The sequence below is a fragment of the Sulfitobacter sp. THAF37 genome, from assembly GCF_009363555.1.
Taxonomy (GTDB): Bacteria; Pseudomonadota; Alphaproteobacteria; order Rhodobacterales; family Rhodobacteraceae; genus Sulfitobacter.
This window is the reverse complement of record NZ_CP045372.1, coordinates 3,239,410-3,265,310: the sequence shown is the minus strand read 5'-3', so window position 1 is coordinate 3,265,310 and position 25,901 is coordinate 3,239,410. Positions and strand designations below refer to the sequence as shown.

Here is a 25,901-nt window from a genome sequence, read left to right as displayed (position 1 = left end):
TATTGTGGTAGTCAGATGCTCAACACGGGGTCGCAGGGCCGGACGAAGGGGGAACGCATGTCTCGAACGGTGTCGCGCAAGCGGTTGATCGGTGCGGTGTTGGTGCTGGCCGCCCTTGGTGCCTGCGGTGGTCAGGACACAGGTCGTTTCACGAAGAATTTCTTCAACCCGCAGGAGATTCCGCTGGAAACCTATTCGGCGGAACAGATCTTCGAGCGGGGCGAATTCGAGCTGAACCGCCGTCAGCCGCAGGAAGCGGCGTTCTATTTCGCCGAGATCGAGCGGCTGTACCCCTATTCCGAATGGGCCAAGCGTGCGCTGATCATGCAGGCGTTCTCCTATCATCAGGATCAGGATTACCCCAACAGCCGGTCTGCCGCGCAGCGGTTCATCGACTTTTACCCCGATGACGATGACGCGGCCTATGCGCAGTATCTGCTGGCGCTCAGCTATTATGACCAGATCGACGAGGTTGGCCGGGATCAGGGCCTGACCTTCCAGGCGCTGCAATCGCTGCGCGATGTGATCGAACGGTACCCGGACAGCGAATACGCCAAGGCGGCGATCCTCAAGTTCGACCTCGCCTTCGACCACCTTGCGGGCAAGGAAATGGAAATCGGTCGCTATTACCTGCGCCGCAACCATTATACCGCGGCGATCAACCGGTTCCGTGTGGTGGTGGAGGATTTCCAAACCACGACCCACACCGCCGAGGCGCTGCATCGTCTGGTCGAAGCGTACCTGTCGCTGGGCCTCACGCAGGAGGCGCAGACCGCGGGCGCGATCCTGGGCCACAACTTCCAGGGCAGCGACTGGTACGAGGACAGCTACAAGCTGCTGACCGGGCAGGGGCTGCAACCGGCCTTCTACAAGAATAACTGGCTGGGCGCGATCTACCGCCAGACCATCAAGGGCGAGTGGTTGTAAGCAGGCCGGGTTGACGCCCGGCCCATCGGAAAGCTGTCATGCTGCGCGGACTGGATATTTCGGACATGCTGATCATAGATCGGCTGGAGCTTGGCTTTCAGCCGGGTCTGAATGTGCTGACGGGCGAGACCGGGGCGGGGAAATCCATTCTTCTGGACAGTCTGGGGTTCGTGCTGGGCTGGCGCGGGCGCGCCGATCTGGTGCGGCAGGGGGCCGAACAGGGCGAAGTCACCGCCTGGTTCGATCTGCCGCCGGGCCATGCCGCGCGCCGTGTGCTGCAAGAAGCGGGGCTGCCGGAGGGGGACGAGCTGATCCTGCGGCGCATCAACACCTCGGACGGGCGCAAGACCTCCTGGGTGAATGACCGCCGGTGTTCGGGCGAGGTTCTGCGCGCGTTGTCGGACACGCTGGTCGAACTGCACGGCCAGCACGATGACCGCGGGTTGCTGAACCCGCGGGGGCACCGCAACATCCTGGACGATTTCGCGGGCAACGGGGCGGCGATTGCCAAGACCCGCAGCGCCTGGGCGGCGCTGTCGGCGGCGCGCAAGGCGGCGGACAAGGCGGCGCAGGAACGTGCGGCCATCGCGGCGGAAGAGGAATTTCTGCGTCACGCCGTCGCCGAGCTGGACAAGCTGGACCCGCAGGAGGGCGAGGAAGCGGCGCTCGACACCCGTCGGCGCCTGATGCAAAGCGCCGAGAAGATCCGCGCCGATGTGGTCAACGCCTACGAGATCATGGGCCAGAACGGGGCCGAAAGGGCCCTGGGCGATGCGCTGCGCTGGCTCGATGGGGCAGCGGCGCGGGCCGAGGGGGCGCTGGAGGCGCCGATGGCCGCGCTGAACCGTGCCATGGTCGAGCTGGACGAGGCGATGTCGGGCGTGGCCGATGCCATCGACGGCATGTCCTTCAACCCGCTGGAACTGGAAGAAACCGAAGAGCGACTGTTCGCCATCCGGGGGCTGGCGCGCAAGCATGACGTGGCGCCGGACGATCTGGCCGGGTTCGCGGGCACGCTGCGCGCCAAGCTGGATGCGCTGGACGCAGGCGAGGCCGCGCAGGCCGGACTGGAACATGCGGTGCGCGATGCGCAGGCGGATTACGACGCTGCGGCCGAGGCGCTGAGCGCGGCACGGGCCAAGGCCGCCCGGAAGCTGGACAAGGCGGTCACGGCGGAACTGGCCCCGCTCAAGATGGAGCGTGCGGTTTTCGAGACCCGGATCGAACCCGAAGAGCCGGGGCCGGAGGGGCGCGACGCGGTTGCGTTCACCGTGGCCACCAACCCCGGCGCACCTGCCGGTCCTTTGGGCAAGATCGCGTCCGGGGGGGAACTCAGCCGGTTCCTGTTGGCGCTGAAGGTCTGCCTCACGCAGCGGCAATCCGGTCTCACCCTGATCTTTGACGAGATCGACCGCGGCGTCGGCGGGGCCACGGCGGATGCGGTGGGCCGACGGCTGTCCGCCCTGGCAGAAGAGGGTCAGGTGCTGGTCGTGACCCATTCGCCGCAGGTTGCGGCACTGGGTGCGCATCACTGGCGCGTGGCCAAGGCGGTGAGCCGGGGCCTGACCACATCGACCGTTGTGCAGCTGAGCCAGCCAGAGCGGGTGGATGAGGTGGCGCGCATGTTGTCCGGCGATCAGGTGACGGATGCGGCCCGCGCCGCGGCAGAGGCGTTATTGGCGGGATGACCCATCTGTCCTTGACCCGCCCGCTGTCCTGCCGGCCCAGAGCGGTCGCGGCGGCATCGGCGTGCGCAGGGCGGGACCGGTGAGCGAGGCGGACAAATCCTTTGTGGCCGGTCAGGTCCGCGACGTGTCCAACGCCTGCCGTCAGGGCTGGCAGGTTCTCAAGACTCAGGGCCCCGGCAAGATACAGTTCTGGTTCATCGCGCTGGTGATCGGCATCGCCGCCGGTTTCGCCGCATTGTTCTTCCGCAAGAGCATCAACTGGTTGCAGTCCACCCTCTACGGGACCGAAGACGTCAACACGCTGCACAGCTTTATTTCGGGGCTGGAGTGGTACTGGGTCGTGCTGATCCCGGCCATCGGCGGTCTGGTCGTGGGGCTGATCCTGCATCACTTCACGGCGGACGCGCGGGCGCGGACGGTGGGCGACGTGATCCTCGGGGCGGCCCTGCACGAGGGCAGGGTGGAAACCCGCGCGGGTCTTGCCTCGGCGGTGGCATCGCTGATCACGCTCAGCACCGGGGGGTCTTCGGGCCGGGAAGGACCGGTGGTCAATCTGGCGGCGGTGATCTCGACCAAGATCAGCAGGTTGATTCATGCCGATGGCGTCAACGGGCGGGACCTCTTGGGGTGCGCGGTGGCGGCGGCGGTTTCGGCAAGTTTCAACGCGCCCATCGCCGGGGCGCTGTTTGCGCTGGAAGTCGTGCTGCGGCATTTCGCGGTACATGCCTTTGCCCCGATTGTCATCGCCTCGGCTGCCGGGACGGTGATCAACCGGCTGGAATTCGGCGGTGTGACCGAATTTGCCCTGCCCACCTACGGCGACCTCCAATTCTACGTGGAACTGCCCGCCTTTCTGCTGCTGGGGCTGACCTGCGGCGTCGTCGCGGTGGCGCTGATGCGCAGCATCTTCTGGGCCGAGGATTTCGGCAACTACCTTCAGGGGCGCACCGGTCTGCCCCGCTGGCTGCGGCCCATGGTGGCGGGCGGCATGCTGGGTGTGATCGCGCTTTGGTTTCCGCACATCATCGGGGTGGGATACGAGACCACATCGCGTGCGCTGACGGGGTCGCTGGTGCTGAATGAGGTGATCGTTTTCACCGTTCTCAAGGTCGCCGCCGTGGCAATCACATTGGGCGGTCGCATGGGGGGCGGTGTGTTTTCACCCTCGCTGATGATCGGGGCGCTGACGGGGCTGGGCTTTGGGCTGATCGCGACGGGGGTGCTCCCGGATTTTTCCGGCTCTTCGAGCCTTTATGCGCTGGCGGGTATGGGGGCGGTTGCCGCAGCCGTGCTGGGCGCGCCGATTTCGACCACCCTGATCGTGTTCGAGATGACCGGCGACTGGCAGACCGGCCTGGCGGTCATGGTGGCGGTCAGCATGTCCACGGCGCTTGGCAGTCGGTTGGTGGATCGCAGCTTCTTCCTCACGCAGATCGAACGGCGGGGCATTCACCTTGCCGCCGGACCGCAGGCCTACCTGCTGGCGATGTTCACGGCGGCGCGGGTGATGCGGCGTCCCGACGATCCGCGCGCGCCCGCGCCGGAGGAGTGCTGGCAGTTGATCGACGAAGGCACCTATATCGACGCCACGGCGACACTCGAATCGGCCATGCCGATTTTCGAAAGCTCCGGTGCACGCTTTATTCCGGTCGTGTCGATTTCGGCGGACACCACCCCGGAACTGTTGGGGGCGCTGTTCCATGTGGACGCGCTGAAAGCCTACAATCGGGCGCTGGCCGCGACCGCAGCCGAAGAACACAGTTGAGCGTTTCAGACTGTCAGATCTGACAGGCTACCGGTCTTCGTCATATTGCCGTTTCGCCGCGTCGATATTCTGCAGCTCGCGGGCAATCCAGCCTGTCAGCTGCCCCATGACGTCAAGCAGACCTTCCCCGATCTGCGTGAGGCTGTAACTGACCTTTGGCGGCACGCTTGGGTCGACATGACGGTCGATCAGGCCGTGACGGCAAAGATCCTTGAGCGTACTCGACAGTACCCTTTCGCTGATGCCCTCGACCGCATCCCGAATGCGATGAAACCGGACAGGGCCCGATTTCAACGACCATAGGACCAGCAAGGTCCAACGGCCCGTAATGAGCTTGAACACCTCGCGACCGGGGCAATCGGCATGCATCGGATCAGACGGATCTGGGGGCGCAGCACTTACTTGCATGTCGGTTCCTTACAATAATACCGGGTCTTCTGTTTGTTAGCGACTTACATAAAGTAAGCCAAGGGAATGAAGTGGAATCACACTCAAAGCAAGGACCGATATCAATGACAGGCCAAACCATTCAGACACTGATAAACACGTTCACACCGACAGGCGGCGACGTCGACGCACTGCTGGAATTGCAGCGCGATGAGATCGAGAAACTGCGCGAGAAGGCCACAGAGACCGGCTGGCTTGGCAACGCGCTATACCGCGCGGCGGACGGCAGTCGGCTGGTGATCGTCACCAGTTTCCGCTCGAAAGAGGCCAAGGAGAAATGGGCAGGATCACCGGAATTCGCCGCGCACCTGAAACGGATCGAACCCCTGGTCGCGCATGTCGATTCAATGCCGGTGTCGATGGTTGGCGCGTTCAGCGGTCGTCGCGAAGACCCTTCGCTTCGCCTCGCGGTGATCACCGGCAGCACCCGTGACGGCCGGTTCGCCGACAAACCCGCAAGCTGGATCGCTCGGAAGGCGGTTCAACGCGGCTTCGATGTGCAAGAGATCGACCTGCGCGATGTAAACTTGCCGTTTTTCGGCGACCCGCCAGCGACTGATGTGCAACGCCAGGCGGTCGACAGCTTCCGTGCCCGCATCGCCGAATTCGACGCCTATCTGTTCACGGTCGCCGAATATAATCACGGACCCACCGCCGTTCTGAAGAATGCGCTGGATCACGCGGAATGGCGACGCAAACCAGCGGGGCTGATCGGATACGGTGGCGTTGGCGGGGCACGGGCGGTGGAACATGTCAGGGGCATCGCCGCAGAGCTGGAGATGGTATCGATGCAGACCGCGGTTCACATCAATTTCGCCGATTACCTGACGGTTTCCAAAGGCGAAAAGCAACTGTCGGATTTCGCCCATCTGGATAGATCGGCAGACAAGATGCTGGACCAGCTGCTGTGGTGGGGGCGCAGCCTCCGCACGGCGCGCTCGGCGCTTTCTGATGGACAGGTTGGTGCCTGACCGGGACCGGCCGCGCCGCAGGTTTCCACGGGTCCCGCCGACAGGTTCTGCCAGTGGTCAGATCTGTTCGACGGTGATCTCGTCCAGCGGATAGAAGGCCAGGTGATCCTTGATCCTGGCCACCGCCCCCTTGGGGTCTTCGTAGGACCAGGCCGCGTTTTCCAATGTCCGGCTTTTGGTCACAACGGAATAATAGACCGCATCGCCCTTGTGCGGGCAGTGCGAGCTGCGGTCGGTCTGGTCGAGGAACGCCATCGCGATGTCCTCGCGGGGGAAGTAGATGACCGGGCCGTAGTCGCCTTCGGCCAGTTCCAGCGCATTGTCGGTCTCGCCCAGCACGGCGCCACCGGCACGCACGCTCCAGGTACCTTCCGCCTTGGTGATCTTGATATGGTCTGCCATGTTGTCCCCCTTGTTGCGCTCCTCAAAGGGGCGCGGTCGCCGCATCCAACCACAGTTTTGTTGCAGGCGATACCCGGGGGCCGATTTTTTCCGCGACCGCCGCATGATAGGCGTTGATCCAGTCGATTTCACTGCGCTCCAGCAGGTCCGGCCGGATCAGCCGCCGGTCTATCGGGGCAAAGCTCAGTGTTTCCCACTCCAGCATCGCACGGTGCGCGTCGCCGCCGGGCAATGCGGGGGCCTCGCGCACCACCAGCAGATTCTCGATACGGATGCCAAAGGCGCCTTCGCGGTAGTATCCCGGCTCATTGCTCAGGATCATGCCGGGGCGTAACGGGGTGGTGCTGATCCGGCTCAGGCGCTGGGGCCCTTCATGCACGCTGAGATAGGCGCCGACGCCATGCCCCAGCCCATGGTCGAAATCCTGTCCCGCCAGCCACAGGGGCATGCGGCCCACCGCCTCAATGTGACATCCGGCCAGACCGGCGGGCCAGCGCAGGCGGCTCATCGCGATCATGCCTGACAGGACGCGGGTAAAGGCGGCACAGGCGTCTTCGGGCGGGGCGCCGATGGCGATGGTGCGGGTGATGTCCGTTGTCCCATCCAGGTACTGGCCGCCGGAATCCAGCACGATCAGGTGGCCGTCCTCAAGGGTCGTGTCGGTCTCTTCGGTCACACGGTAGTGCATGATGGCGCCGTTCGCCCCGGTGCCCGCAATGGTATCAAAGCTGATCTCCTGCAGGGCGTTGTCGCGACGGCGGCTGGCTTCCAGCTCAGTGACCACCTGTGTTTCAGTGACGCTGCCTGCCGGTTGCGCGTCCAGCCAGGCCAGCAGTTCGCACAGCGCCGCACCGTCGCGCAGATGGGCGGCGGCGGATCCCGCGATCTCCGCCTCGTTCTTGCAGGCCTTTGGCAAGGCACAGGGATCGTCGCCCCAGGTTGCACGATCGCCCACGGCTTCGGCGACGGCCAGCGGCACGGACTGGCGGTCCAGCCGCACGGGCCCTTCCAGCTTCGCCAGATGGGTCAGAAGCGTATCGGGCGCGTGAACATGCACGTCCGGCCCCAGATGGCCTGCCATGCCCTCCAGCTTCGACGGCGCCATGAAGAGATCCACCGCGCCGCTGTCGTGCAGGACGGCAAAACCATGCGCAACCGGGTTGTGGGCGATGTCGGTGCCCCTGATATTCAGCAGCCAGTTATGGCTGTCGGGCAGGGTGATGACGGCGGCGCGATGACCCGCCTCGCGCAGCTCTTGCGCCAGACGCGCGCGCTTGGCGTCGTGGCTTTCGCCCGCGAATTCGATGGAATGCACCTTGGCCGGGCCCAGCGGGGGGGCGGGTTGATCCGGCCAGATCCGGTCCACAAGATTGTCGCAGGGGCGCAGGACGATCGCGGTGCCCTTCAGCGCATCCTCGATCTGGTGGATCTGTCCCGGCGTGTGCAGCCAGGGGTCAAAGCCCACCACACCGCCCTCTTGCAGCTGCTGGCGCAGCCAGTCGCCCAGGCCGACATCGGGCCAGGCGACCGGCGTGAAATCCGCGGCGACCTGCGCCTTGACCTGCGTGCGATAGCGCCCGTCGACAAAGACACCGGCCACCTCCTCCAGAACCGCGCAGAACCCGGCGGAACCGGTAAATCCGGTCAGCCAGGCCAGCCGGTCGTCACGCGGGGCCACGTATTCACCCTGATGGGCATCCGCACGGGGCACAATGAATCCGGCCAGCCCCTCGGCGGCCATCTCTGCACGCAGCGCCCTCAGCCGGGGCGGTCCCTGTTCCGGCCGCGCGGTGACCTCGAAACTCTGGAACATGCCCGCTCCTTCATTGTTCTTAAAAATACACAAATACCCGGTCTCAACCGGCGCGGCGCATCCCCATGACGCGCGCCCGCGCCCTCGGGTCCTTGTCAAAGAGCGCCGCCAGCTGCTCCGTCATTGCCCCTGCCAGCTGGTCGACATCGGTGATGGTCACGGCACGGTCGTAATAGCGTGTGACATCATGGCCGATGCCGATGGCCAGCAGCTCCACCGCCTTGCGCCTTTCCACCATGGCGATCACGTCGCGCAGGTGCTTTTCCAGATAATTCGCCGGGTTCACGCTCAGGGTGGAATCGTCCACCGGCGCCCCGTCCGAGATCACCATCAGGATCTTGCGCGCCTCGTGACGGGCCATCATCCGGCGGTGCGCCCATTCCAGCGCCTCGCCGTCGATGTTCTCCTTCAGCAGGCCTTCCTTCATCATCAGGCCCAGGTTCGACCGGGTCCGGCGCCAGGGCGCATCGGCGGATTTGTAGATGATGTGGCGCAGATCGTTCAGACGCCCCGGCTGGGTCGGCCTGCCGTCGTTCAGCCAGGCTTCGCGAGCCTGGCCGCCCTTCCAGGCGCGGGTGGTAAAGCCCAGGATCTCCACCTTGACGTTGCACCGCTCCAGCGTGCGGGCCAGCACATCGGCACAGATCGCCGCGATGGAGATGGGCCGCCCCCGCATGGAGCCGGAATTGTCCAGCAGCAGCGTCACGCAGGTATCGCGGAATTCCGTATCCTTCTCGACCTTGAAGGACAGCGGCGTGGTGGGGTTGGCGACCACACGGGCGAGCCTGCCCGCGTCCAGCGTGCCTTCCTCCAGGTCGAATTCCCAGGACCGGTTCTGCTGCGCCTGCAGGCGGCGTTGCAATTTGTTGGCCAGACGGCTGACAGCCCCCTTCAGCGGGTCAAGCTGCTGGTCGAGATAGGCACGCAGACGCTCCAGTTCCACCGGTTCGGCCAGTTCCTCGGCCCCGATCACCTCGTCATGCGTGTCGAGGTAGACAAGGTAGTTGGGGTCCGCATCGGAGACGGGCTGCGGCGCGGGCGGCTCCATCGGGGCGTCACCTTCAGGCATCTCGGCCTCTTCGCCCAGTTCCTGGTCGGCCATGTCGTCCATGCTGACCTGCGCTTCGGAGGCATCCTGCTGATCCTCCTGCGACTGTTCGGCGCTGCCTTCGGTTTCGTCCTCGTCCTGGTCGTCCTGACCGGTGCTGTCGGGATCCTGCTCTTCTTCGGCACCTTCCTCGGCGTCGTCCTCCTGGTCCTCATCCATCTGGTCGGGGTCATCGCCCAGCTGGTCGCCATAGCCAAGGTCCGAGATCATCTTGCGCGCGAATTTCGCAAAGGCCGATTGGTCGTGCAGCACGTCGCCCAATGTGTCGAGCGCACCGCCCGCCTGATCTTCGATGAAGCCCCGCCACAGCTCCATGGCGTTCTCAGCCCCTGTGGGAAGCGCCCGTCCGGTGGCGAGATGGCGCACCAGGTAGCCCGCGGCGGTGGCCAGCGGCACATCGCTGGGCTGTTTCGCCTGATCGTAGCCGCGGCGCAGTGCTTCGTGCTTGATCTTGACGTCGATGTTGCCGGCGGTTCCGGGCATGTCACGGGCGCCCATCGCTTCGCAGCGGGCGGTTTCCATCGCCTCGTAAAGGTCGCGCGCCATTTCGCCCTGCGGCTGGTAACGCGCGTGGGTCTGGCCGTTGTGATACCGCCGGTTCAGCGCCAGCGCATCCGCCGTGCCACGGGCCAGCAGCACTTCGTCCCGCGTCATCCGGCGGCTGACCTGCGGCAGGCGCATGGCGTCACCGGACAGGCCGGAGGGATCTACCGAGTAGCTCACATTCAGGTCCGGGTCGTTCGCCATGACCTTGGAGGCCTCGGCGAGCGCCTTTTTGAACGCATCTGCTGGGTTATCGGATTTGGTCATCGGGCACTCTTGCAATCGTCTGTTCTGCCCCGCAACCTAGGCCGTTCGCCGTCGAATGACCAGCGGCCCTCAGGGGTTTCAGCGTATCAGATCGCTGCATTCTCGCAATTCGCGGGCCAGGCGATCGTGCGCACGGGCACGCCGCCCCTGATCGGGGGAGAATTCCGCGTCGTTGCGCAGGAAGGCGTGGCTGCGCCAGGCGTGGAATTTGGCATTCTGAGCGACCGAGAGGGGCATCCCGTCTTCGATTGCAGCGGGCAGGGCGGCCTCCATCAACGTGTCGAAGGTGGCGCTGTCGCGCGCACCTGCCGGTTGCCGGCCCCAATAGGTTTCCACGGCGGACAGGCGTCCGGCACAGATGGCGAAAAGCGTGGCCCGTTCGGAAGGGGAGACGGGCAGAGCCACAGCCGCCCCGCCGAAGAACAGGCAGGCCACGGCAGCGATTCGGATAACGCGTGAACAGCTCATGTAACGAGTTTATGACAGTTTGCCGGAAAATGACCGGCGCAGGGCGACTTTTTTAGTTTCCTCCGCGGCGCGGTACGTGGCTGCACCTGAGGGATGATGCGCGCCCCCGTCGGTCGATCGCTCTGAATGCGCGCGTTTGGCGGTATTTTCGGGATGGGCGGATTCCCGCAATTCGCGAGGGCGTCAACCTAAGGCTTTATGTTTTCATCAGAATTCTTCCTTCGGGTGCACTCTGGCCGATCCGGCATAGGCCAGTTTCCGCCGGTTCCCAATCCGTGCCGGGGAACCAAAACGTTGCATCGGGGATTTGCTGGTCAGAACGGCGGGATCGGCGTCGCATCATGCTTCATCGGTCTTGTCACCAACCAAGTGAGGAGAAGACCATGACCAATCTGAAGCAACATGCGAGCACTCTTGCACTGATCGCGACGCTGACCGCGACGCCTGCCATTCTGGCGGCTCAGACTGCCACTGAACCGGCCGACGGCACGGCGACCGAGCAGCCGATGACGCAGGACAATGCCGAGGCGCCGACAGATGAAACCACGTCCGAAGACGCGTCCGATACCGCCGACGCCGAGATGCCGGCGGATGACGCCGCAAGCGACACGGCCGAGGCCCCTGCGGATGACACGATGTCGTCCGAGACGTCCGACACTGCCGAGGCGCCTGCCGATGACGCGATGAGCTCGGACACCGCCGAAGCACCTGGCGCTGATCCGATGGCGACGGACGATACGGACACAGCCGCTGTGCCTGCGGAAGACGGCATGAGCGCCGATGGCACCCAGACGGCTGAAGCCGCGACCGAAGAGCCGGCAAAGGAAGTTGAAGGCCAGATCCGGATGCAGGGCGAGAACACAATCCTCGCCGACGATCTGATCGGCACCAACGTCTATTCCACCGCTGGCGAAAACATCGGTGAAATCGACGACCTGATCGTCAACCTCGACGGTTCTGTCGAAGGTGCCGTGATCGGCGTGGGCGGTTTCCTCGGCATTGGCGAGAAATGGGTTGCCGTGTCGATGGACAGCCTGTCCACCCAGCAGGACGAAAACGGCAACGTGACGCTGACCAGCTCCGCTACGAAAGTTGATCTGGAAGCTGCCGAACCCTTCGTGACAGCGCGTGACCTTGCCGCCGCACAGCGGTCGGTCGAAACCGCGCCTGTGGACGGTGGGGTCCAGACCCAGCCGGTGGAATAATCCACGCAGCCATTGATCGGCACTGCCGATGAATTGGGCCACCGTCGCAGCAGCGGCGGTGGCCTTTTCGTTCAGGTGCAGGCATCTGTCGCATCCGTCTGTGCAACCTTGCGCAGTGTCAATGGTTTCGAGCGTTCACAAGAGAAAACAATAAAGTGAAAGGAATTCTTCATCCGCAAAGGAACGGTACCGGGACGAAGTTGTTACTTCCTTAGCAAATCGACGGGGCAAGGTGCACTGATGCACAGCCCCACAGAAAGGAATGAGTATGACTTTTAAGAACACCGCGACCCGCATCGCCCTGGCCGCAATGTTGGCCGCTTCTCCCGCCGCATTGACCGCGCAGCCGCAAAGCGGCTCTCCCGCACAGTCCGTGGCGGAGGACCCGGACGAGAATGTCGGCGGCGAAGTCAACAGTGTCGGCTCGATGGAGCAGACGTCGCGGTCGATTGAGACGCCCGGCGCGTACGACGATGCGCGTACGGATGAAGAGATCAAGGGGTCCCTGATCCAGACGGATCCCGAGGATACGGAAGGGTCCCAGCTCTTGACTGAGTGATCCGGTCCGATTGTTGCAATGGCCCCGCCCGACAGGCGGGGCCATTTTCGTTTCAGTGGGGAAAAACAAAGGGGCGCCCAGACAGGACGCCCCTGAACCGTCGATCAGCGCACCATCAGCCCAGGCTGACGCTCGCGGCGCTTTCCGGCAATTCCTCGTCGAACAGGCGCTGATAGAATTCCGCCACGGTCTGGCGCTCCAGCTCATCGCATTTGTTGAGGAAGGACAGGCGGAAGGCATAGCCCACGTTGCGGAAAATCTCGGCGTTCTGCGCCCAGGAGATCACGGTGCGCGGGGACATGACGGTGGAAAGTTCGCCGTTCATGAACGCGGTCCGCGTGAGGTCCGCGACCGTCACCATCTGGCGCACGGTTTTGCGGCCCTCCGCGTTGTTGTAATGCGGATTCTTGGCCAGGACGATCGCGCTTTCGGCGTCGATGCTGAGGTAGTTCAGCGTGGCCACCAGCGACCAGCGGTCCATCTGGCCCTGGTTGATCTGCTGGGTGCCGTGGTAGAGGCCGGTCGTATCGCCCAGGCCCACCGTGTTCGCGGTGGCGAAGATGCGGAAATAGGGGTGCGGTTCGATCACCTGGTTCTGGTCCAGCAGCGTCAGTTTGCCGTCCACTTCCAGCACCCGCTGGATCACGAACATCACATCGGCGCGCCCCGCGTCATATTCGTCGAAGACGATGGCGGTGGGGTTGCGCAGCGCCCAGGGCAGGATGCCTTCCTGGAAATCAGTCACCTGCTTGCCGTCGCGCAGCTTGATCGCGTCCTTGCCGATCAGGTCGATCCGGCTGATGTGGCTGTCGAGGTTCACACGCACGGCGGGCCAGTTCAGCCGCGCGGCGACCTGTTCGATATGCGTGGATTTGCCGGTGCCGTGATAGCCCTGGATCATCACGCGGCGGTTATGGTTGAACCCGGCGAGGATGGCGAGCGTGGTGTCGGGGTCGAACTTGTAGGTGCTGTCGAACTCCGGTACGCGGTCTGTCCGGTCGGCAAAGCCCTTGACCATCATGTCCGTATCAATGCCGAAAACGTCGCGGACGCTGATGTCTTCTGTCGGTTTCATGTTGATGTCCAGCTCGGCGTCAGCCATGTGTCCTCGTCCTTTTCGGTCTGGTCCCGCTCGGGGAAATATCGGCCCGCCTCTGGTGCAACATATCGAAAGCACGCGCAAGGGTCGGGCAGCGGGTTTGTACCGGCCCGCGCCCGGTTAACTGGTGCGGGTCGCGTCGATGGCAACCTGCGCGCAGCCGCAGGCGGCTTTCACCGGGCGGTCGGCCCGCGCCTCGGCCAGGTCGAGCCGCAGCTTGACGTGCGGCGCCTCGTCGCTGTCGCCCCGGGCGATCAGGCAGTCGTATAGCCCGCGCAAGGCCCAGACATTGTCAGGGTGCACGCAGGCACGCGGCAGGCCGGGTACAAGGCCAAGGTCCTGCCGGAACACCTGTTCTGCTTCTGCCAGTTGGCCCTGTTCGAACAGCAGCGCCCCCAGCGCGTGGCGGGTGGGTTGCATCCAGCCCCAGGGCTCGTCGTAGGGCAGCGCATCGTCGAGCGCCACCGCGCGGCGCAGGTGGGCAAAGGCCACGTCATAGTCGCCTTTGCGGTAGGCCAGTTCCCCTTCCAGCATGGCGGTCGCCACTTCGAGCAGGTCCACCCCGCGCACGTTGTGAAGCAGGCGGCTGCCCGGCACCCGCGCCTTGACCGCCAGAAAGGTGTCGAGCTGTGCATCGGCGTCCTCGATATGCCCCAACGCGGAATAGGCCAGCCCCTTGGCGTATTCGATGAAGGCGGTGCACATGACGTAGGTTTCCGTATCTTCGGGCAACTCCAGCTTCAGGATCTCCTCCCACATGCCGAAGCGGATCAGCACATGCGGCTCCATCCCCAGGATCGTTTCAAAGAAGTCGGCCATCGGTGGCGATTTGATCTGCAGCAGGGCATCCGGGGTCGTGTCACGCATGCCGCGGACGGCGCGCATCGCCGGCTCAAATTGCCCCATATAAAGCGCGCCGCTGATCACGAAGTGATAGTTGTGCTGGCGGTAGCCGGTGTAGATGTTGAACGCGCCTTCGGCTTCGTAATACTTCAGATCGGCCTCGATCGCGCGCTCGTTCCAACGCACGACTTTCTCGTAATCCCCGCACAGCACGTCGATATGGGTGGGCATATGCACCAGGTGGCCCGCGTCGGGCATCAGGGTGCGCAGCACGTCGGCGGCGCGCAATGCCTTTTCGGGATAGGGCGACATTTCCATCAGGTGGACATAGAGATGCAGGATGCCGGGATGGGCCATGCCGCCGGGCAGGGCCATCTGGGTTTCCAGCACCGCCTGCGCCTCCAGCGTCTCGGCGTCCGGCGCCACGGCGCCATCCGCGATGTCCCACATCTGCCAGGGCGTCAGGTTCATCAGCGCATCGACAAAGACGGTCGCCACATCCGCATCGGTGGGATAGGCCTTGTGCAGCGCGCGCATCGCATCGGCAAAGGCGCGGTCCCAGGGGGCCATGTCCTCCACCGGGTCGCGCTGCGGGTAACGGGCGGTCAGGGCCTGTATCAGCGCCGCCTCGACGGGGCTGGTGCTGTCCATGACCGCCAGAGCGGCCTGTGTCGCGTCATAGGCTTCGGCCAGTGCCTCGGCGCGGCCCTTGCTGTCGAACCGGACCCAAGGCATGTTGTAGTTCGGCCCGGCGGCATAGGCATGGCCCCAATGCGCCATCGCGCATCCCGGATCGGCGTCGGCGGCTTTCACGTAGCAGGCGATCGCTTCCTTGTGGTTGAAGCCGTAGGTCCAGTTCAAACCCCGGTCGAACCAGGTCTGTGCCTCTGCGGAGGCGACTGTCACCGGGCGGGTGTAGGCACCCAGATCGTATTGATAGGTCATCGTGACGCTCCTGCAATCGGACGGAGCATGCCAAGTCCTGCCGCGATTGCCCAGAGCCATGCGGCCCAGAATTCCGCAAAACCTGCACGATCACACGGCGGTGCCCTGCACGAGACTGCCTTAGCAAGGGGCGTACATCATAAGGAGACAGGCAGATGCACAAGATGACAGTGGACCAGCGATTTTCCATCGGGCTGGTGATCGGGGCGGCGGGTGCGGGTGTGGCGCTGACAATTCAGGCAACGACAGGGACATTTTCCGGCGAGGCGGGATTTGTGAGGGTGGCGAGCGCCGGGGCGTTGCTGAGCGGGCTCGCGTTGGCGGAGGGGTTCGGACGACCGGGTTGGGTCGGGCTGATCCGGTCGGTCCTGAGCTTTGCCGGGGCAACGGTTTTCGGGGCGATGATTTCGGTCATGCTGCTGCCTGTCGACCAGTTCCTGTCGGAAATGGACCCCTTCGACCCGTTGCGCGATGCCCTGTCGGCGGCGGTCGTGGGGCCTTTGTTCGTGCTTGGCAGCATCGCGGAAGAGGTTGCCGTGCTGGGGATCTGGACGGTGGGGGCGGGCGCGGCGCACCTGTTGCGCCGGACCTTGTAAGGCGGCAATCAATCCTTGAAGCTGCGGCTTCCCTTGATCTGGTCCCAGGCCCACATGACCTGCTGAAGCTGGTCTTCCTGCGACCGGTCGCCGCCGTTCATGTCCGGGTGCAATACCTTGATCAGCAGCTTGTAGGCCTTGCGGATTTCGGGCTTGGTCATCGTATCCTTGACCTCCAGAATCTCGACCGCGCGGCGTTCGGTCGCGGGCAGGCGGCGACCGGTCTGGCCGGTCCGCCCCGGATTCTGGGTCGCATTCTTGCCCAGCACCTGATGCGGGTCTTCGATGCCCAGCCGCGCCCAGGCGCGCGCCTCCGGGTCGCCCAGCGGCTTGGTCTTGCGTTCCCAGACCTTGTCCTCGCTCATCTGGGCGTTCAGCTCCGCCTCGGTCGTGCCGTCGAAGAAGTTCCACTTGAGGTTGTACTCGCGCACATGCTGCTGGCAGAACCAGAAGTAGTCGTCCAGCACATCCGGCGCCTTGGGGGCGCGGTACTTGCCGGGCTCTTCGCATCCCTCGTGGTCGCAAATCCGTGTCGATGTCTCTGATGCGCCGGACATGCCGCGCCGTCCGCGGGGGTTCTTCTTTTTCGAAGACGACACGGACATGTCGAATCCGAAGGGGTCTGGTTTGGACATAGCGATAAACCTTTTCGACTCGGAGAGATGAGTTTAGACCTTCCCCCGCGAGATTGAAGGGGCTTGACAGAAAAATGGCGGGAAAAATGTCTAAGACGGAAGAGATCACATCGGCCTTGGAAACCGCTTTCGATCCGCGCGAGCTGGAGGTGGTTGACGACAGCGAAAGCCACCGCGGACATGCGGGGTTTCGCGAGGGTGGAGAAACGCACTACAACGTGCGCATCCGCTCATCGGCTTTCAAGGGGCAATCTCGGGTTGCGCGGCACCGGGCCGTTCACAGGGCGCTGGGACCCGACCTAATCGGCCGGATCCACGCGCTGGCGCTTGATCTGGATGTTTAAGAAAGACGTCTAATCCGTTGGCTGCGGGGGATTTTTGAACTCTGCCCGCTTGCCCAAGGAATTGCCCACGGTCTTGATGTCGCTGGTGTCTTCGACACCGTTGTCTTCGTCATCAATCGACTGAGCCGTCCGGTCCGTCGTGTCTGCCGGCGTCTGTGCGGCCAGGTCCTCGGCGGGGGCCTCCGGCAAGTCCTCGGGCGTCTCTGACGGCGCGGAAGCCTCATCCGGGGCGGGTAGCAACTCGGGGGCAAAGGCCTCCGCATCGCCCTCACGCAGGCGGCGGAAAACCAGCACGTTGCGCCATTCGGTGGTGGTGGAGGTCAGGCCGGAGCGTTCGACCGAGGGCAACGTCTCGGCCCGCTGATATTCCCAGCCATCGCCCGCAAGCTCATTCATAAGCTCTTGCAGCCCATAGGAAAACCGGGCCTCCGCCCCCTTCACACCCTTGCCCTTGCGCCCTTTTGAGGGGGCGGGAACAACCTTGTATTCATAGCGTGGCATGGAAATCCTTTGACGGTGGTTCGGAAGGGTCTCATAGCCCATCCTCATAATGCGTACAACGGCACCTGATTTCGCGTCGACCCGGCCGTGCCGGACCCCGCGTTAACCGCGCTTCAACCCGATGCGGCGGCCCACGCGGGCTTCGGGGGGCAGATCGCCCTGGGTCGCCTTGAAGGCGGCCAGCGCGTCCTGAATCTTCGGCGGCATCGGCGCGACGCGGGGGCCGGATTGGTCCACGTGCAGGGTCAGCCCCTCTGCCGTGGCGGCAAGCCAGCCGTCCTCGTGAAACAATTCCTGATAGCAGTGAAAGCGTTTCTCATCGAAATCAATAAGATGGAAGGTGGTGTTCACCCGATCGCCCGCATGTAATTCACGCAAATAGCAGATGTGGAATTCGGCCACATAGGTGGTGCAGCCGGTCTTTTGATACTCCGGACCAAAGCCCAGGGATTCATAGACTTCATCCACCGACTGGTCGAACAGGACGGAGTAATAGGCCATGTTGAGGTGGCCGTTGAAGTCGATCCACTCGGGCTTGACGGTCTGGATGCTGGACCGGAAGGGGGCTTGGGTCGTCTTTGTCAAAGCTGTCGCTCCAATTGCAAAAGGGCGCGGCGAATGGGCGTCCTGCGCATGCCCGGCCTCGCGCTGACTGCGGCGGCCAGGCGCAGGTTCATCCGCCGAGCTTGGCCGCCACAATCTGGTTGACCGCCTTGGGGTTGGCCTTGCCGCCCATGGCTTTCATCACCTGACCCACGAACCAGCCCGCCAGCTTGGGGTTCTGCTGCGCCTTGGCGACCTGGTCGGGATTGGCGGCGATGATGTCATCCACAGCCGCCTCGATGGCACCGGTATCGGTGACTTGCTTCATGCCTTCGGTCTCGACGATCTCGGCGGGGTCGCGACCTGTGGTGTAGCAGATCTCGAACACGTCCTTGCCGATCTTGCCGCTGATCGCTTCGGATGCGATCAGATCGACAATGCCGCCCAGCTGTGCGGGGGTGACGGGGCTGTCGGTGATGTCGCGGTCGTCCTTCTTGAGCCTGCCAAAGAGTTCGTTGATGACCCAGTTCGCGGCCATCTTGCCGTCGCGGCCCTTGGCCGTCGCCTCGAAATACGCGGCGGAATCGAGATCGGCGGTCAGCACCGAGGCATCATAGTCGCTGAGCCCGAAGTCGGCGATAAAGCGTGCCTTCTTGGCGTCCGGCAGTTCGGGCAGCCGGGCGGCGATGTCATCGACCCAGCCCTGTTCGATTTCCAGCGGCAGCAGGTCGGGATCGGGGAAGTAGCGGTAGTCATGCGCTTCCTCCTTGGACCGCTGGGTGCGGGTTTCGCCCTTGACCGGGTCGAAGCCGCGGGTTTCCTGATCCACCGTGCCGCCCGCTTCGAGGATGGCGATCTGGCGCCGCGCCTCGACTTCGATCGCCTGCTGGATGAAGCGGGTGGAGTTCATGTTCTTGATCTCGCAACGCGTGCCGAGATGGGCAAAATCGCCGGTCTCGCGGTAGCGTTCGTAATCGCCCGGACGGCAGACCGACACGTTGACGTCGGCGCGCAGATTGCCGTTTTGCATGTCGCCGTCGCAGGTGCCGAGATAGCGCATGATCTGACGCAGTTTCAGGATGTAGGCGGCGGCCTCTTCCGGGCCGCGGATGTCGGGGCGGGACACGATCTCCATCAGGCAGACACCGGCGCGGTTGAGGTCGACAAAGGAACTGTCGGGGTCCATGTCGTGAATGGATTTGCCCGCGTCCTGTTCCATGTGGATGCGTTCGACGCGGACCAGCCGCGCGGTAGGTTCTTCCCCCGCGACCCCCGCCCCCATTTCCACCAGCACCTCGCCTTCGCCCACGATGGGTTCGTAAAGCTGGCTGATCTGGTAGCCCGCCGGCTGGTCGGGGTAGAAATAGTTCTTCCGATCGAAGGCAGATTTCAGGTTGATCTGCGCCTTCAGGCCCAGACCTGTGCGGACCGCCTGTTCGACGCAGTATTCGTTGATCACGGGCAGCATGCCGGGCATGGCGGCGTCCACGAAGGCGACGTTGGAATTGGGTTCCGCCCCGAAGAGGGTGGAGGCGCCCGAGAACAGCTTGGCGTTGGACGAGACCTGGGCGTGCACCTCCATCCCGATCACCAGTTCCCAGTCATCCTTGGCCCCCGCGATGCGTTTGGGTTTCGGCGTGTCGTAGGTCAGGTCAAGCATGGCGCACCTTGGTCAGGGATCATCGGTCTATCCGGGTCATAAGATAGCGCGGGATAGGTCGCAAGGCCCTGCTGACCTGACGGGTCAGGCGGGAATGGCCTGTGGTCCGGTATCGGTAAAGACGATGCGGTGGCCCGCGGCAATCTCGCGGCTGAACAGCGAGGTGATGATGCGCATCGCGTCCTCCCGGCCCGACGCGGCAAAGCGGGCGGGCGAACGGACCCGCAGGTTGTTGTCAAAGCCCTGCGCCGCATGGGCCCAGATCATCGGGTGCAGTTCGGTCAGATGGTCGCGCACGATGTCGTAGGCGCACTCCGCGATCTGCATGCGGTTCTGATCGGCCTGATCGTTGCCGGAAAACGCCTGTCCGACCGAATTCGCGCAATAGGCGGCGAAGAGGTTGGCGGCGTAGGCGTTGGGGCGACGGTCGAGAATGTCGTGCATCCCTTCGATAAAGAAATCCACGTCGAGATTGGCGCAGGCCTGATCGTCGCAGGCGATGGCATCGAACTGGACCCAGGTGTAGCTGCCTGCGCCCCATGTGTCTTCAGTCCGGGCGGCGGTGCGTCGCGCCTCCAGCTCCAGCTCGCGGTAGCTGCCGAACCACCGCGGAAGCAGATGGTTGCCAAGGGCGCGCATGGATCGGGGATTGGCCGGGTTGAGGTCGATCAGCGTCTCGTATCGGTCCGCGATCTGATGTTCCCCGGGGGTGGCATTCGCCAGAAGGGCGCAGATGGTCCCGGCGATAAGGGGGGACTCGTGGTGGACGTCCTTATAGTCGTCGATGATGTCGCGGGCGCGGTCGAAATGCGCGGAAAAGGCCGCACGGTTGCGTTCGGGGATTTCGGCGTCCCAGCCTGTGCCACGCCAGGCCCAGCCGATGTCCATGTGGGCCTGCGCGACGATGGCACCGATCACGGGATCCTCGGCGCGTTCTGCCAGCACATGCTCCAGCGCGTCGATCCCCGCCAGCAGGGGCGCATCCTTGGCCGGTTTCCCGTCAATCAGTGCGTGTTCCGCCGCCATGATCACATCCGACCGGGCACCATAGGCCAGAAGTTCCGCCACGGGCATGAAGCCGGGGGTCAGGTCGCGGTTCCTGTCCGCCAGACGGATCTTGTCCGACAGCGTCTCCCAGTCTTCCTGGCGGACCATGCGCTGGCCACGTTGCAGGTGATGATCACGCAGCTTGTCTTCTGCGGTCGGGTCGGGGCAGGCGATGCTGAGCATGGCCTCCGGGGCTTCCGCGCTGGCGCGTGGCCGACGGCGCAGCAGGGGCGTCTTCAGCGGCAGGACCGGTTCCGGCTGTGGGGGGCGCTTGAACCCCAGGGGTCGAATGCGGTCGGTCAGGGTGCTGAGAAGCGTTTTCATGTCGGGATGTCCGGAGGTGTTGGCAGTTCCTCGTAACCTGCTGCGGCAATCGGGCTGAAACATGGCTGGGGTGCGAAGTTCTCGGGGAATATTCTCTCCTTAAGCGTGTATTCTCCGCAGGAATGACAGAATGATTAATGATTGTTCCGGTCCCGGCGCCGAAGGTCGGCAGAAGGCGGCGATTGTTGCGGTGCTTTGCCGCAAAATGGGCTGATACTTGCCAGTCCGAATTGCCGCGCACATACTGCCCGTCATGAAATTTGCCGGCCTGACCTTTGCGCTCCTTATGATGTCTGACGCTGTTATGGCTGATGGGCATGCGCCGCTGCGGCCCCAGTCCATGTCAGATCTGGTGGAACGACCTAAGGTTGATCCCGATCGCGCCGAACCCTTGGCCGCGACGCCGGTGCCAAACCTGCCCGCGCGGGCCGAGGCGCTGCCGCTGACGTTGCCGGGGGCCGCCGCCCTGCGGCCCGACGCGCCGGAGGAAACCGTGTTGGTCCTGCCGGTGGAGCCGGTCCTGCGGCCTGTCGCGCGGTCGCCCAATCTGCCGCGCACCCGTTGGCAGCACATGGTCGGCAACGCCCTGTGGACCCGCACGGCGCTGGCTGCGCTCAAGTCGCATGGCAAGGCGCTGGTGGACATGGTGCCAGGCGATATCGACACCTGGTGCCCGGCCTATCCTCAGGCGGACGAAAGGCGGCGGCGGGCCTTCTGGGTGGGCTTCCTGTCGGCGCTGGCCAAGCATGAAAGCACCTACAAGCCCTGGGCGGTGGGCGGCGGCGGCCGCTGGTACGGGCTGTTGCAGATCCTGCCGGGCACCGCCCGAGGCTATAACTGCAACGTGGGCGATGGCGCGTCTCTAAAGAGCGGGCCCGCGAACCTCAGCTGCGCCGTGCGCATCATGGCGCATACCGTGCCGCGGGACGGGGTCATATCGGGGCCGCGCGGCAACCGGGGTGTCGGCGCCGACTGGGGGCCGATGCGATCCGCCTCGAAACGTCGAGAGATGGCGGGCTGGCTGCGACAGCAGTCTTACTGCAAACCGATCAGCGTGACACGGCCCCGCGCACGCCCCTGACCGGGGCTATTGCAACAGTTGGAAATGGAACCGTTTCACGGTGACACCCTGAGCGGTGAGCGCGTCTTCGAATGCCTGATGGGGCGGGGTTGCTTCAAAGGGCATCCTGATCCTGCGGCCGCTTGGCAGGACGATACTGGCGCGCACGGAAAGGTCGAGCCGTGTGTCCAGCCGGATGTGGTCGATTTCGGACAGGGCAATCACAGCGTCGCGCGGCCCGGTGAACCAGCGCAGATGCGTTGCACTCAGGTCGATGCCCGCCAGCGGATTGCGGACCAGATCCCACAGGGCGGGCAGGGTGAAGACGGCGAGGATGGCCACGATCATCGGAGCCGCGTCCAGGACGATCAGCAGATACAGCAGTGCCGCCCAGACCGCGATCAGGATCGCCATGCCCCGAAGGCTGCGACCGGCACGGCGGTAGCTGAAGACGGGGTCGGTTATGGTTTCGGACAAGGGGGGCCTATCTGCCGCCCGACACATCGAGGGTCGAACCGGTGACATAGCTCGCGTCGTCCGACAGCAGCCACAGGGCGGCCTGTGCCACTTCCTCTGCCGTGCCCGCGCGGCGCATGGGCACATTGCCCGCGAGGCGCGTGGCGCGGTCCGGGCTGCCGCCCTTGGCGTGGATGCCGGTCTCGATCAGGCCGGGGCGCAGCGACATGACGCGGATGCCGTCGGCGGCGACCTCATCCGACAATCCCTTGGTAAAGGTGTCGATGGCGGCCTTGGAAGCGGCGTAATCCACGTATTCATTGGCCGACCCCAGCCGGGCCGCCGCGGAAGAGATATTGACGATGGCCCCGCCGTCGCCCTGTGCCTGCATCCGCCTGACGGCAGCGCCCGCGACCAGGATCGTGCCGATCACGTTGATGTCGAACATCCGCCGCAGGCGGTCATGGGTCAGTGCGGACACGGGGGCGGCGTGGTCGACGATGCCTGCGTTGTTGATCAGCGCGTCAAGCTGGCCGAACTCGTCGTCAATCTGGGTGAACATGTCCTCGATGGCATCCGGGTCGGCCAGATCGGCAGGACAGAGCAGCGCATGCGCACCGGTTTTTTCCACATCGCTGGCCACCAGATGGGCGCTGTCATGGTCGGACCGGTAGTTCAGCACCAGGTCGTAGCCCCGCGTTGCCGCCAGCCGTGCGCAGGCCGCGCCGATCCCGGTGGAGGCTCCGGTGATCAGGCAGACCGGCCGGGTCAAGAGGCCCCCCTGATGCGCGTCAGCATCTCTGTGGTGTCGCGGCTGAGGTTCGGTGTGGACAGGATGCGGTCCACCTCGGCCGCGATCAGCGCCTGCCGGTCGGCGTCATAGCGTTTCCACGTCTGAAAGGCCGAGCACATGCGCGCCGTGGTCTGCGGGTTCTTCGGGTCCAGCCGGATCAGCCAGTCGGCCAGCAGCCGGTAACCTTTGCCCGATGCGTGATGGAACCCCGCGTGGTGCATCGCCAGAGAGCCGAAGACCGCGCGAAAGCGGTTCGGGGTCTGCCAGGTGAAATCGGGATGACCGGTCAGCGCCTCGGCGACAGACGCGGCATCCTCTGGCCGTGCCTGCGTGACCTGCAGGCCGAACCATTTGTCCATCACCAGCCGGTCGTGCTTCCATTGCACCTCGAAGTCGGCCAGCGCGCTGTCTCCCTTGCCGACATGCAGCAGCGCCGCCAGCGCCGCAAGCTGGTTGGTCATGTTGTCCGCACTGTCGAACTGTGCCTGGGCCGCCGCGCCGCCATCGCGCCGGGTGATCAGAGAGAGCATGGCGTTGGCAAGGCTGCGCTGGCCCGCCTGTTCCGCGCCGGGATCGTAGGGGGCGGTGACAAGGTTGGCCTCCCGAATGCGGGCCGCGGCCTCGCCAAAGGTCTCTGCCAGGGCATCACGCATGGCCTCGACACCCGCATGGATGTTCTCGGGCACCGGCGTCCCGCCCTCGGCATGGATCAGCGCCGCCAGTTCGGATTGCGTCGGCAGTCCCAGGATCAGCGCCCGGTAGGCCGGGTCGAGCGTTTCGTCGCCGACGACCGCGCGGATCGACGACAGAAAGGCGGGGTCGGCCTCTGACCCGTTCTGGATCATCGGCAGCAGCGACCTGCGTGCCAGCGTCCGCGCGGCTTCCCACCGGTTGAAAGGGTCGGTGTCGTGGCTCAGCAGATGCGCGCGGTCCGCGTCGCTGAGGTCATGCTCCAGCATCACGGGCGCGGAAAAGCCGCGCAGGATGGACGGTACCGGGCGCGCCTCCAACCCTTCGAAGCTGAAGCTCTGGGTCGCCTCCGACATCTCAAGGATGCGGGTCTCGGCCACTTCGGCGCCATCCGGGCCGATCAGCCCGGTCGCGATGGGAATGACCTGCGGTTTCGGGTCGGGCGAGGCGGCGCTGGGCTTGGTGTCCTGTCGGAAGGTCAGGGTCAGGGTCCCGTCCTCCCAGGTCTCAGTGACCTTGAGACGCGGGGTGCCGGCCTGCGCATACCAGCGTTTGAACTGCGCAAGGTTCCGGCCCGTCGTGTCTTCGAACACCTTCAGCCAGTCCTCGATGGTACAGGCCTGACCGTCGTGCCGGTCAAAGTAGAGATCGAGCGCGCGCGCATAGGCGTCATCGCCCACCAGCGTCTTGAGCATGCGGATGACCTCGGCGCCCTTTTCGTAGACGGTGGCGGTGTAGAAGTTGTTGATCTCCTGAAAGCTCTCGGGCCGCACGGGGTGGGCCAGGGGGCCCTGATCCTCGGGGAACTGGCGGGCGCGCAGGTCGATCACATCGCCGATCCGCTTGACCGGGGCCGAACGCATGTCGGAGGTGAACTGGCTGTCGCGGAAAACAGTCAGCCCTTCCTTCAGGCACAGTTGGAACCAGTCGCGGCAGGTGATCCGGTTGCCGGTCCAGTTGTGGAAATATTCATGCGCGATGATCGCCTCGATCCGCTCGAAGTTCATGTCGGTGGAGGTTTCGGGGCTGGCCAGCACGGCGGAGGAGTTGAAGATGTTCAGCCCCTTGTTCTCCATCGCGCCCATGTTGAAATCGTCCACCGCGACGATGTTGAACAGATCGAGGTCGTAGGCGCGGCCATAGACATCCTCGTCCCATTTCATCGAGGCCTTCAGCGCCTCCATCCCGAAGGCGCATTTCCCCTCGTCACCGGGGCGGACATAGAGGTTCAGCGCGACGTCGCGGCCCTCCATCGTGGTGAAACGGTCGGAATGCGCCACGAGGTCGCCCGCGACCAGGGCGAACAGATAGGCGGGCTTGGGCCAGGGGTCATGCCAGACCGCGCGGTGCTCGGACGTCTCGACGGGGTTGCCGTTGCTCAGCAGGACGGGGTGAGGCCCTTGGATGGTGACGGTGAATTCGCTCATCACGTCGGGGCGGTCGGGGTAATAGGTGATTTTGCGAAAGCCTTCGGCCTCGCATTGTGTGCAATACATGCCATTGGACATGTACAACCCTTCAAGAGCGGTGTTTTCAGCCGGTGCGATCTCCACTTCGGCCTCCCAGACAAAGGGGGCATCGGGGACGTCGCAGGTCAGCCCTTCATCGCTGATCGTGCAGGACACATCCTGGCCGTCGATGCGGGCCGAAATCAGCTTGAGGTTTTCGCCGTTCAGGAAGAACCGCCGGGACGTCGCTTCGGGGTTGGGGCGAAAGGCAATCCGGCTTTTGACGCGGGTGTGGCCCGGATCGAGTTCGAATTCAAGCGCCACGCTGTCCACGACGAACCCGAAGGGCGTGTAGTCGGACAGGTAGATCGTTTCGGGGGCCGCGTCGCGCATGAATGCACCTCTTTGTTCGGAACCGATGTCTGCCCCGCACGTTAGGTCCATGAAACGCGGCCTGCAACGGGTCGAATTGAACCAAGCAAGGAGATCTGAATGTCGCCGCCTGACACCAATGTCGACAAGCAAGAGGAACGTCACAAGCCAGCTCTGCTTGGGATAAAGGGGGCGATGCTGTTCGGCGTGCTCATGGTCCTGATCGTCATCTTCCTCGCGGTGATCCGCGGCGGCGACGACGCGGACATGCCTGTGGGTGTCAACGACGATGCCAGCAGTACCGAGGGCAGCGGTGTCGCTGTCGACCCGGTCGAGCCGGGGACCAACGAGTCTAACTGATACCGCTTCGGCAATTTACAGA

25 protein-coding genes are annotated in these 25,901 nt (G+C 64.3%); 10 read left to right on the top strand and 15 right to left on the bottom strand.

Annotated features, from left to right (window positions below; genetic code table 11):
• The first annotated feature begins 57 nt into the window (after positions 1 to 57).
• The 3 genes from FIU94_RS15965 to FIU94_RS15955 all read left to right on the top strand — a co-directional run bounded on the left by FIU94_RS15965 (position 58) and on the right by FIU94_RS15955 (position 4,380).
• Positions 58 to 927: an outer membrane protein assembly factor BamD gene (locus FIU94_RS15965; protein ID WP_152466716.1), complete on the top strand. Its 870-nt coding sequence runs from the start codon at positions 58 to 60 to the stop codon at positions 925 to 927.
• Positions 928 to 965: 38 nt separating this feature from the next.
• Positions 966 to 2,615 carry a DNA repair protein RecN gene (recN, locus tag FIU94_RS15960; RefSeq protein WP_152466715.1) on the top strand — a complete coding sequence of 550 codons (1,650 nt, stop codon included), beginning with the start codon at positions 966 to 968 and terminating at the stop codon, positions 2,613 to 2,615.
• A 79-nt stretch (positions 2,616 to 2,694) separates the two neighbouring features.
• On the top strand, positions 2,695 to 4,380 hold the full coding sequence (locus FIU94_RS15955; protein WP_254702563.1) for a chloride channel protein: 1,686 nt from the start codon (positions 2,695 to 2,697) through the stop codon (positions 4,378 to 4,380).
• Positions 4,381 to 4,407: 27 nt separating this feature from the next.
• Here the strand turns inward: FIU94_RS15955 and FIU94_RS15950 are convergent, their stop codons facing one another.
• Positions 4,408 to 4,788, bottom strand: a complete 381-nt coding sequence (locus tag FIU94_RS15950; protein WP_152466713.1) for a helix-turn-helix domain-containing protein — start codon at positions 4,786 to 4,788, stop codon at positions 4,408 to 4,410.
• A gap of 104 nt (positions 4,789 to 4,892) precedes the next feature.
• On the opposite strand from FIU94_RS15950, the gene FIU94_RS15945 reads away from it, so the two are divergent.
• The gene (locus FIU94_RS15945) at positions 4,893 to 5,798 is read left to right on the top strand and encodes an NAD(P)H-dependent oxidoreductase (protein ID WP_152466712.1); all 906 of its coding nucleotides are present in this window, start codon (positions 4,893 to 4,895) and stop codon (positions 5,796 to 5,798) included.
• A 57-nt stretch (positions 5,799 to 5,855) separates the two neighbouring features.
• On the opposite strand, the gene FIU94_RS15940 is transcribed toward FIU94_RS15945, so the two are convergent.
• The 4 genes from FIU94_RS15940 to FIU94_RS15925 all read right to left on the bottom strand — a co-directional run bounded on the left by FIU94_RS15940 (position 5,856) and on the right by FIU94_RS15925 (position 10,399).
• Positions 5,856 to 6,200 carry a DUF427 domain-containing protein gene (locus FIU94_RS15940; protein ID WP_152466711.1) on the bottom strand — a complete coding sequence of 115 codons (345 nt, stop codon included), beginning with the start codon at positions 6,198 to 6,200 and terminating at the stop codon, positions 5,856 to 5,858.
• Between the two features lie 22 nt (positions 6,201 to 6,222).
• Positions 6,223 to 8,013, bottom strand: coding sequence for an aminopeptidase P family protein (locus FIU94_RS15935; protein ID WP_152466710.1), 1,791 nt, complete (start codon positions 8,011 to 8,013; stop codon positions 6,223 to 6,225).
• A gap of 43 nt (positions 8,014 to 8,056) precedes the next feature.
• The gene (gene cobT / locus FIU94_RS15930) at positions 8,057 to 9,931 is read right to left on the bottom strand and encodes a cobaltochelatase subunit CobT (RefSeq protein ID WP_152466709.1); all 1,875 of its coding nucleotides are present in this window, start codon (positions 9,929 to 9,931) and stop codon (positions 8,057 to 8,059) included.
• 78 nt (positions 9,932 to 10,009) lie between these two features.
• The gene (locus FIU94_RS15925) at positions 10,010 to 10,399 is read right to left on the bottom strand and encodes a hypothetical protein (protein WP_152466708.1); all 390 of its coding nucleotides are present in this window, start codon (positions 10,397 to 10,399) and stop codon (positions 10,010 to 10,012) included.
• A 383-nt stretch (positions 10,400 to 10,782) separates the two neighbouring features.
• Here FIU94_RS15925 and FIU94_RS15920 point away from each other — a divergent pair, with 383 nt between their 5' ends.
• Positions 10,783 to 11,604: a PRC-barrel domain-containing protein gene (locus tag FIU94_RS15920; RefSeq protein ID WP_172975925.1), complete on the top strand. Its 822-nt coding sequence runs from the start codon at positions 10,783 to 10,785 to the stop codon at positions 11,602 to 11,604.
• 268 nt (positions 11,605 to 11,872) lie between these two features.
• Complete coding sequence (locus FIU94_RS15915; protein ID WP_152466706.1) at positions 11,873 to 12,163, top strand: hypothetical protein; 291 nt, start codon at positions 11,873 to 11,875, stop codon at positions 12,161 to 12,163.
• 115 nt (positions 12,164 to 12,278) lie between these two features.
• Here FIU94_RS15915 and cobS read toward each other — a convergent pair whose 3' ends face one another.
• Positions 12,279 to 13,265, bottom strand: coding sequence for a cobaltochelatase subunit CobS (cobS, locus tag FIU94_RS15910; RefSeq protein ID WP_152466705.1), 987 nt, complete (start codon positions 13,263 to 13,265; stop codon positions 12,279 to 12,281).
• 117 nt (positions 13,266 to 13,382) lie between these two features.
• Positions 13,383 to 15,050 (bottom strand): hypothetical protein, encoded by a 1,668-nt coding sequence (locus tag FIU94_RS15905; RefSeq protein WP_152466704.1) that lies wholly within the window; start codon positions 15,048 to 15,050, stop codon positions 13,383 to 13,385.
• A gap of 155 nt (positions 15,051 to 15,205) precedes the next feature.
• Between FIU94_RS15905 and FIU94_RS15900 the strand changes: the two genes are divergently transcribed.
• Positions 15,206 to 15,646 (top strand): hypothetical protein, encoded by a 441-nt coding sequence (locus FIU94_RS15900; protein WP_152466703.1) that lies wholly within the window; start codon positions 15,206 to 15,208, stop codon positions 15,644 to 15,646.
• An 8-nt stretch (positions 15,647 to 15,654) separates the two neighbouring features.
• On the opposite strand, the gene FIU94_RS15895 is transcribed toward FIU94_RS15900, so the two are convergent.
• Positions 15,655 to 16,281 carry a J domain-containing protein gene (locus FIU94_RS15895; RefSeq protein WP_152466702.1) on the bottom strand — a complete coding sequence of 209 codons (627 nt, stop codon included), beginning with the start codon at positions 16,279 to 16,281 and terminating at the stop codon, positions 15,655 to 15,657.
• 86 nt (positions 16,282 to 16,367) lie between these two features.
• Here FIU94_RS15895 and FIU94_RS15890 point away from each other — a divergent pair, with 86 nt between their 5' ends.
• Positions 16,368 to 16,625, top strand: coding sequence for a BolA family transcriptional regulator (locus FIU94_RS15890; RefSeq protein ID WP_152466701.1), 258 nt, complete (start codon positions 16,368 to 16,370; stop codon positions 16,623 to 16,625).
• 9 nt (positions 16,626 to 16,634) lie between these two features.
• Here the strand turns inward: FIU94_RS15890 and FIU94_RS15885 are convergent, their stop codons facing one another.
• The 4 genes from FIU94_RS15885 to FIU94_RS15870 all read right to left on the bottom strand — a co-directional run bounded on the left by FIU94_RS15885 (position 16,635) and on the right by FIU94_RS15870 (position 20,700).
• Positions 16,635 to 17,126: a DUF4177 domain-containing protein gene (locus tag FIU94_RS15885; RefSeq protein ID WP_152466700.1), complete on the bottom strand. Its 492-nt coding sequence runs from the start codon at positions 17,124 to 17,126 to the stop codon at positions 16,635 to 16,637.
• A gap of 102 nt (positions 17,127 to 17,228) precedes the next feature.
• Positions 17,229 to 17,711: a thioesterase family protein gene (locus tag FIU94_RS15880; RefSeq protein ID WP_254702562.1), complete on the bottom strand. Its 483-nt coding sequence runs from the start codon at positions 17,709 to 17,711 to the stop codon at positions 17,229 to 17,231.
• An 88-nt stretch (positions 17,712 to 17,799) separates the two neighbouring features.
• Positions 17,800 to 19,329, bottom strand: a complete 1,530-nt coding sequence (gene gatB, locus FIU94_RS15875; protein ID WP_152466699.1) for an Asp-tRNA(Asn)/Glu-tRNA(Gln) amidotransferase subunit GatB — start codon at positions 19,327 to 19,329, stop codon at positions 17,800 to 17,802.
• Between the two features lie 84 nt (positions 19,330 to 19,413).
• A complete protein-coding gene (locus FIU94_RS15870; RefSeq protein ID WP_254702561.1) occupies positions 19,414 to 20,700 on the bottom strand; it encodes a hypothetical protein in 1,287 nt (428 codons plus the stop codon).
• Positions 20,701 to 21,004: 304 nt separating this feature from the next.
• Here FIU94_RS15870 and FIU94_RS15865 point away from each other — a divergent pair, with 304 nt between their 5' ends.
• Complete coding sequence (locus FIU94_RS15865; RefSeq protein WP_254702560.1) at positions 21,005 to 21,781, top strand: transglycosylase SLT domain-containing protein; 777 nt, start codon at positions 21,005 to 21,007, stop codon at positions 21,779 to 21,781.
• Between the two features lie 6 nt (positions 21,782 to 21,787).
• On the opposite strand, the gene FIU94_RS15860 is transcribed toward FIU94_RS15865, so the two are convergent.
• The 3 genes from FIU94_RS15860 to pepN are packed head-to-tail and all read right to left on the bottom strand — an operon-like array spanning position 21,788 to position 25,540.
• Positions 21,788 to 22,237 carry a hypothetical protein gene (locus FIU94_RS15860; RefSeq protein ID WP_254702559.1) on the bottom strand — a complete coding sequence of 150 codons (450 nt, stop codon included), beginning with the start codon at positions 22,235 to 22,237 and terminating at the stop codon, positions 21,788 to 21,790.
• Positions 22,238 to 22,244: 7 nt separating this feature from the next.
• Positions 22,245 to 22,988, bottom strand: a complete 744-nt coding sequence (locus tag FIU94_RS15855; RefSeq protein ID WP_152466698.1) for an SDR family oxidoreductase — start codon at positions 22,986 to 22,988, stop codon at positions 22,245 to 22,247.
• The gene (pepN, locus tag FIU94_RS15850) at positions 22,985 to 25,540 is read right to left on the bottom strand and encodes an aminopeptidase N (RefSeq protein WP_152466697.1); all 2,556 of its coding nucleotides are present in this window, start codon (positions 25,538 to 25,540) and stop codon (positions 22,985 to 22,987) included. Before pepN ends, FIU94_RS15855 begins: the two co-directional genes overlap by 4 nt.
• Positions 25,541 to 25,639: 99 nt before the next feature.
• Here pepN and FIU94_RS15845 point away from each other — a divergent pair, with 99 nt between their 5' ends.
• Entirely contained in the window at positions 25,640 to 25,879 is a 240-nt protein-coding gene (locus tag FIU94_RS15845; protein WP_152466696.1) for a hypothetical protein, read from the top strand.
• Positions 25,880 to 25,901 lie beyond the last annotated feature (22 nt).

Coding starts and splice junctions, on each gene's coding strand:
- FIU94_RS15920 (WP_172975925.1), top strand. CDS start 10,783: ATGACCAATCTGAAGCAACATGCGAGCACTCTTGCACTGATCGCGACG.
- FIU94_RS15935 (WP_152466710.1), bottom strand. CDS start 8,013: ATGTTCCAGAGTTTCGAGGTCACCGCGCGGCCGGAACAGGGACCGCCC.
- FIU94_RS15890 (WP_152466701.1), top strand. CDS start 16,368: ATGTCTAAGACGGAAGAGATCACATCGGCCTTGGAAACCGCTTTCGAT.
- FIU94_RS15895 (WP_152466702.1), bottom strand. CDS start 16,281: ATGTCCAAACCAGACCCCTTCGGATTCGACATGTCCGTGTCGTCTTCG.
- FIU94_RS15865 (WP_254702560.1), top strand. CDS start 21,005: ATGGCTGATGGGCATGCGCCGCTGCGGCCCCAGTCCATGTCAGATCTG.
- FIU94_RS15950 (WP_152466713.1), bottom strand. CDS start 4,788: ATGCAAGTAAGTGCTGCGCCCCCAGATCCGTCTGATCCGATGCATGCC.
- FIU94_RS15965 (WP_152466716.1), top strand. CDS start 58: ATGTCTCGAACGGTGTCGCGCAAGCGGTTGATCGGTGCGGTGTTGGTG.
- FIU94_RS15915 (WP_152466706.1), top strand. CDS start 11,873: ATGACTTTTAAGAACACCGCGACCCGCATCGCCCTGGCCGCAATGTTG.
- FIU94_RS15940 (WP_152466711.1), bottom strand. CDS start 6,200: ATGGCAGACCATATCAAGATCACCAAGGCGGAAGGTACCTGGAGCGTG.
- FIU94_RS15885 (WP_152466700.1), bottom strand. CDS start 17,126: ATGCCACGCTATGAATACAAGGTTGTTCCCGCCCCCTCAAAAGGGCGC.
- cobT (WP_152466709.1), bottom strand. CDS start 9,931: ATGACCAAATCCGATAACCCAGCAGATGCGTTCAAAAAGGCGCTCGCC.
- FIU94_RS15900 (WP_152466703.1), top strand. CDS start 15,206: ATGCACAAGATGACAGTGGACCAGCGATTTTCCATCGGGCTGGTGATC.
- recN (WP_152466715.1), top strand. CDS start 966: ATGCTGCGCGGACTGGATATTTCGGACATGCTGATCATAGATCGGCTG.
- FIU94_RS15845 (WP_152466696.1), top strand. CDS start 25,640: ATGTCGCCGCCTGACACCAATGTCGACAAGCAAGAGGAACGTCACAAG.
- cobS (WP_152466705.1), bottom strand. CDS start 13,265: ATGGCTGACGCCGAGCTGGACATCAACATGAAACCGACAGAAGACATC.
- gatB (WP_152466699.1), bottom strand. CDS start 19,329: ATGCTTGACCTGACCTACGACACGCCGAAACCCAAACGCATCGCGGGG.
- FIU94_RS15870 (WP_254702561.1), bottom strand. CDS start 20,700: ATGAAAACGCTTCTCAGCACCCTGACCGACCGCATTCGACCCCTGGGG.
- FIU94_RS15945 (WP_152466712.1), top strand. CDS start 4,893: ATGACAGGCCAAACCATTCAGACACTGATAAACACGTTCACACCGACA.
- FIU94_RS15925 (WP_152466708.1), bottom strand. CDS start 10,399: ATGAGCTGTTCACGCGTTATCCGAATCGCTGCCGTGGCCTGCCTGTTC.
- FIU94_RS15905 (WP_152466704.1), bottom strand. CDS start 15,050: ATGACCTATCAATACGATCTGGGTGCCTACACCCGCCCGGTGACAGTC.
- pepN (WP_152466697.1), bottom strand. CDS start 25,540: ATGCGCGACGCGGCCCCCGAAACGATCTACCTGTCCGACTACACGCCC.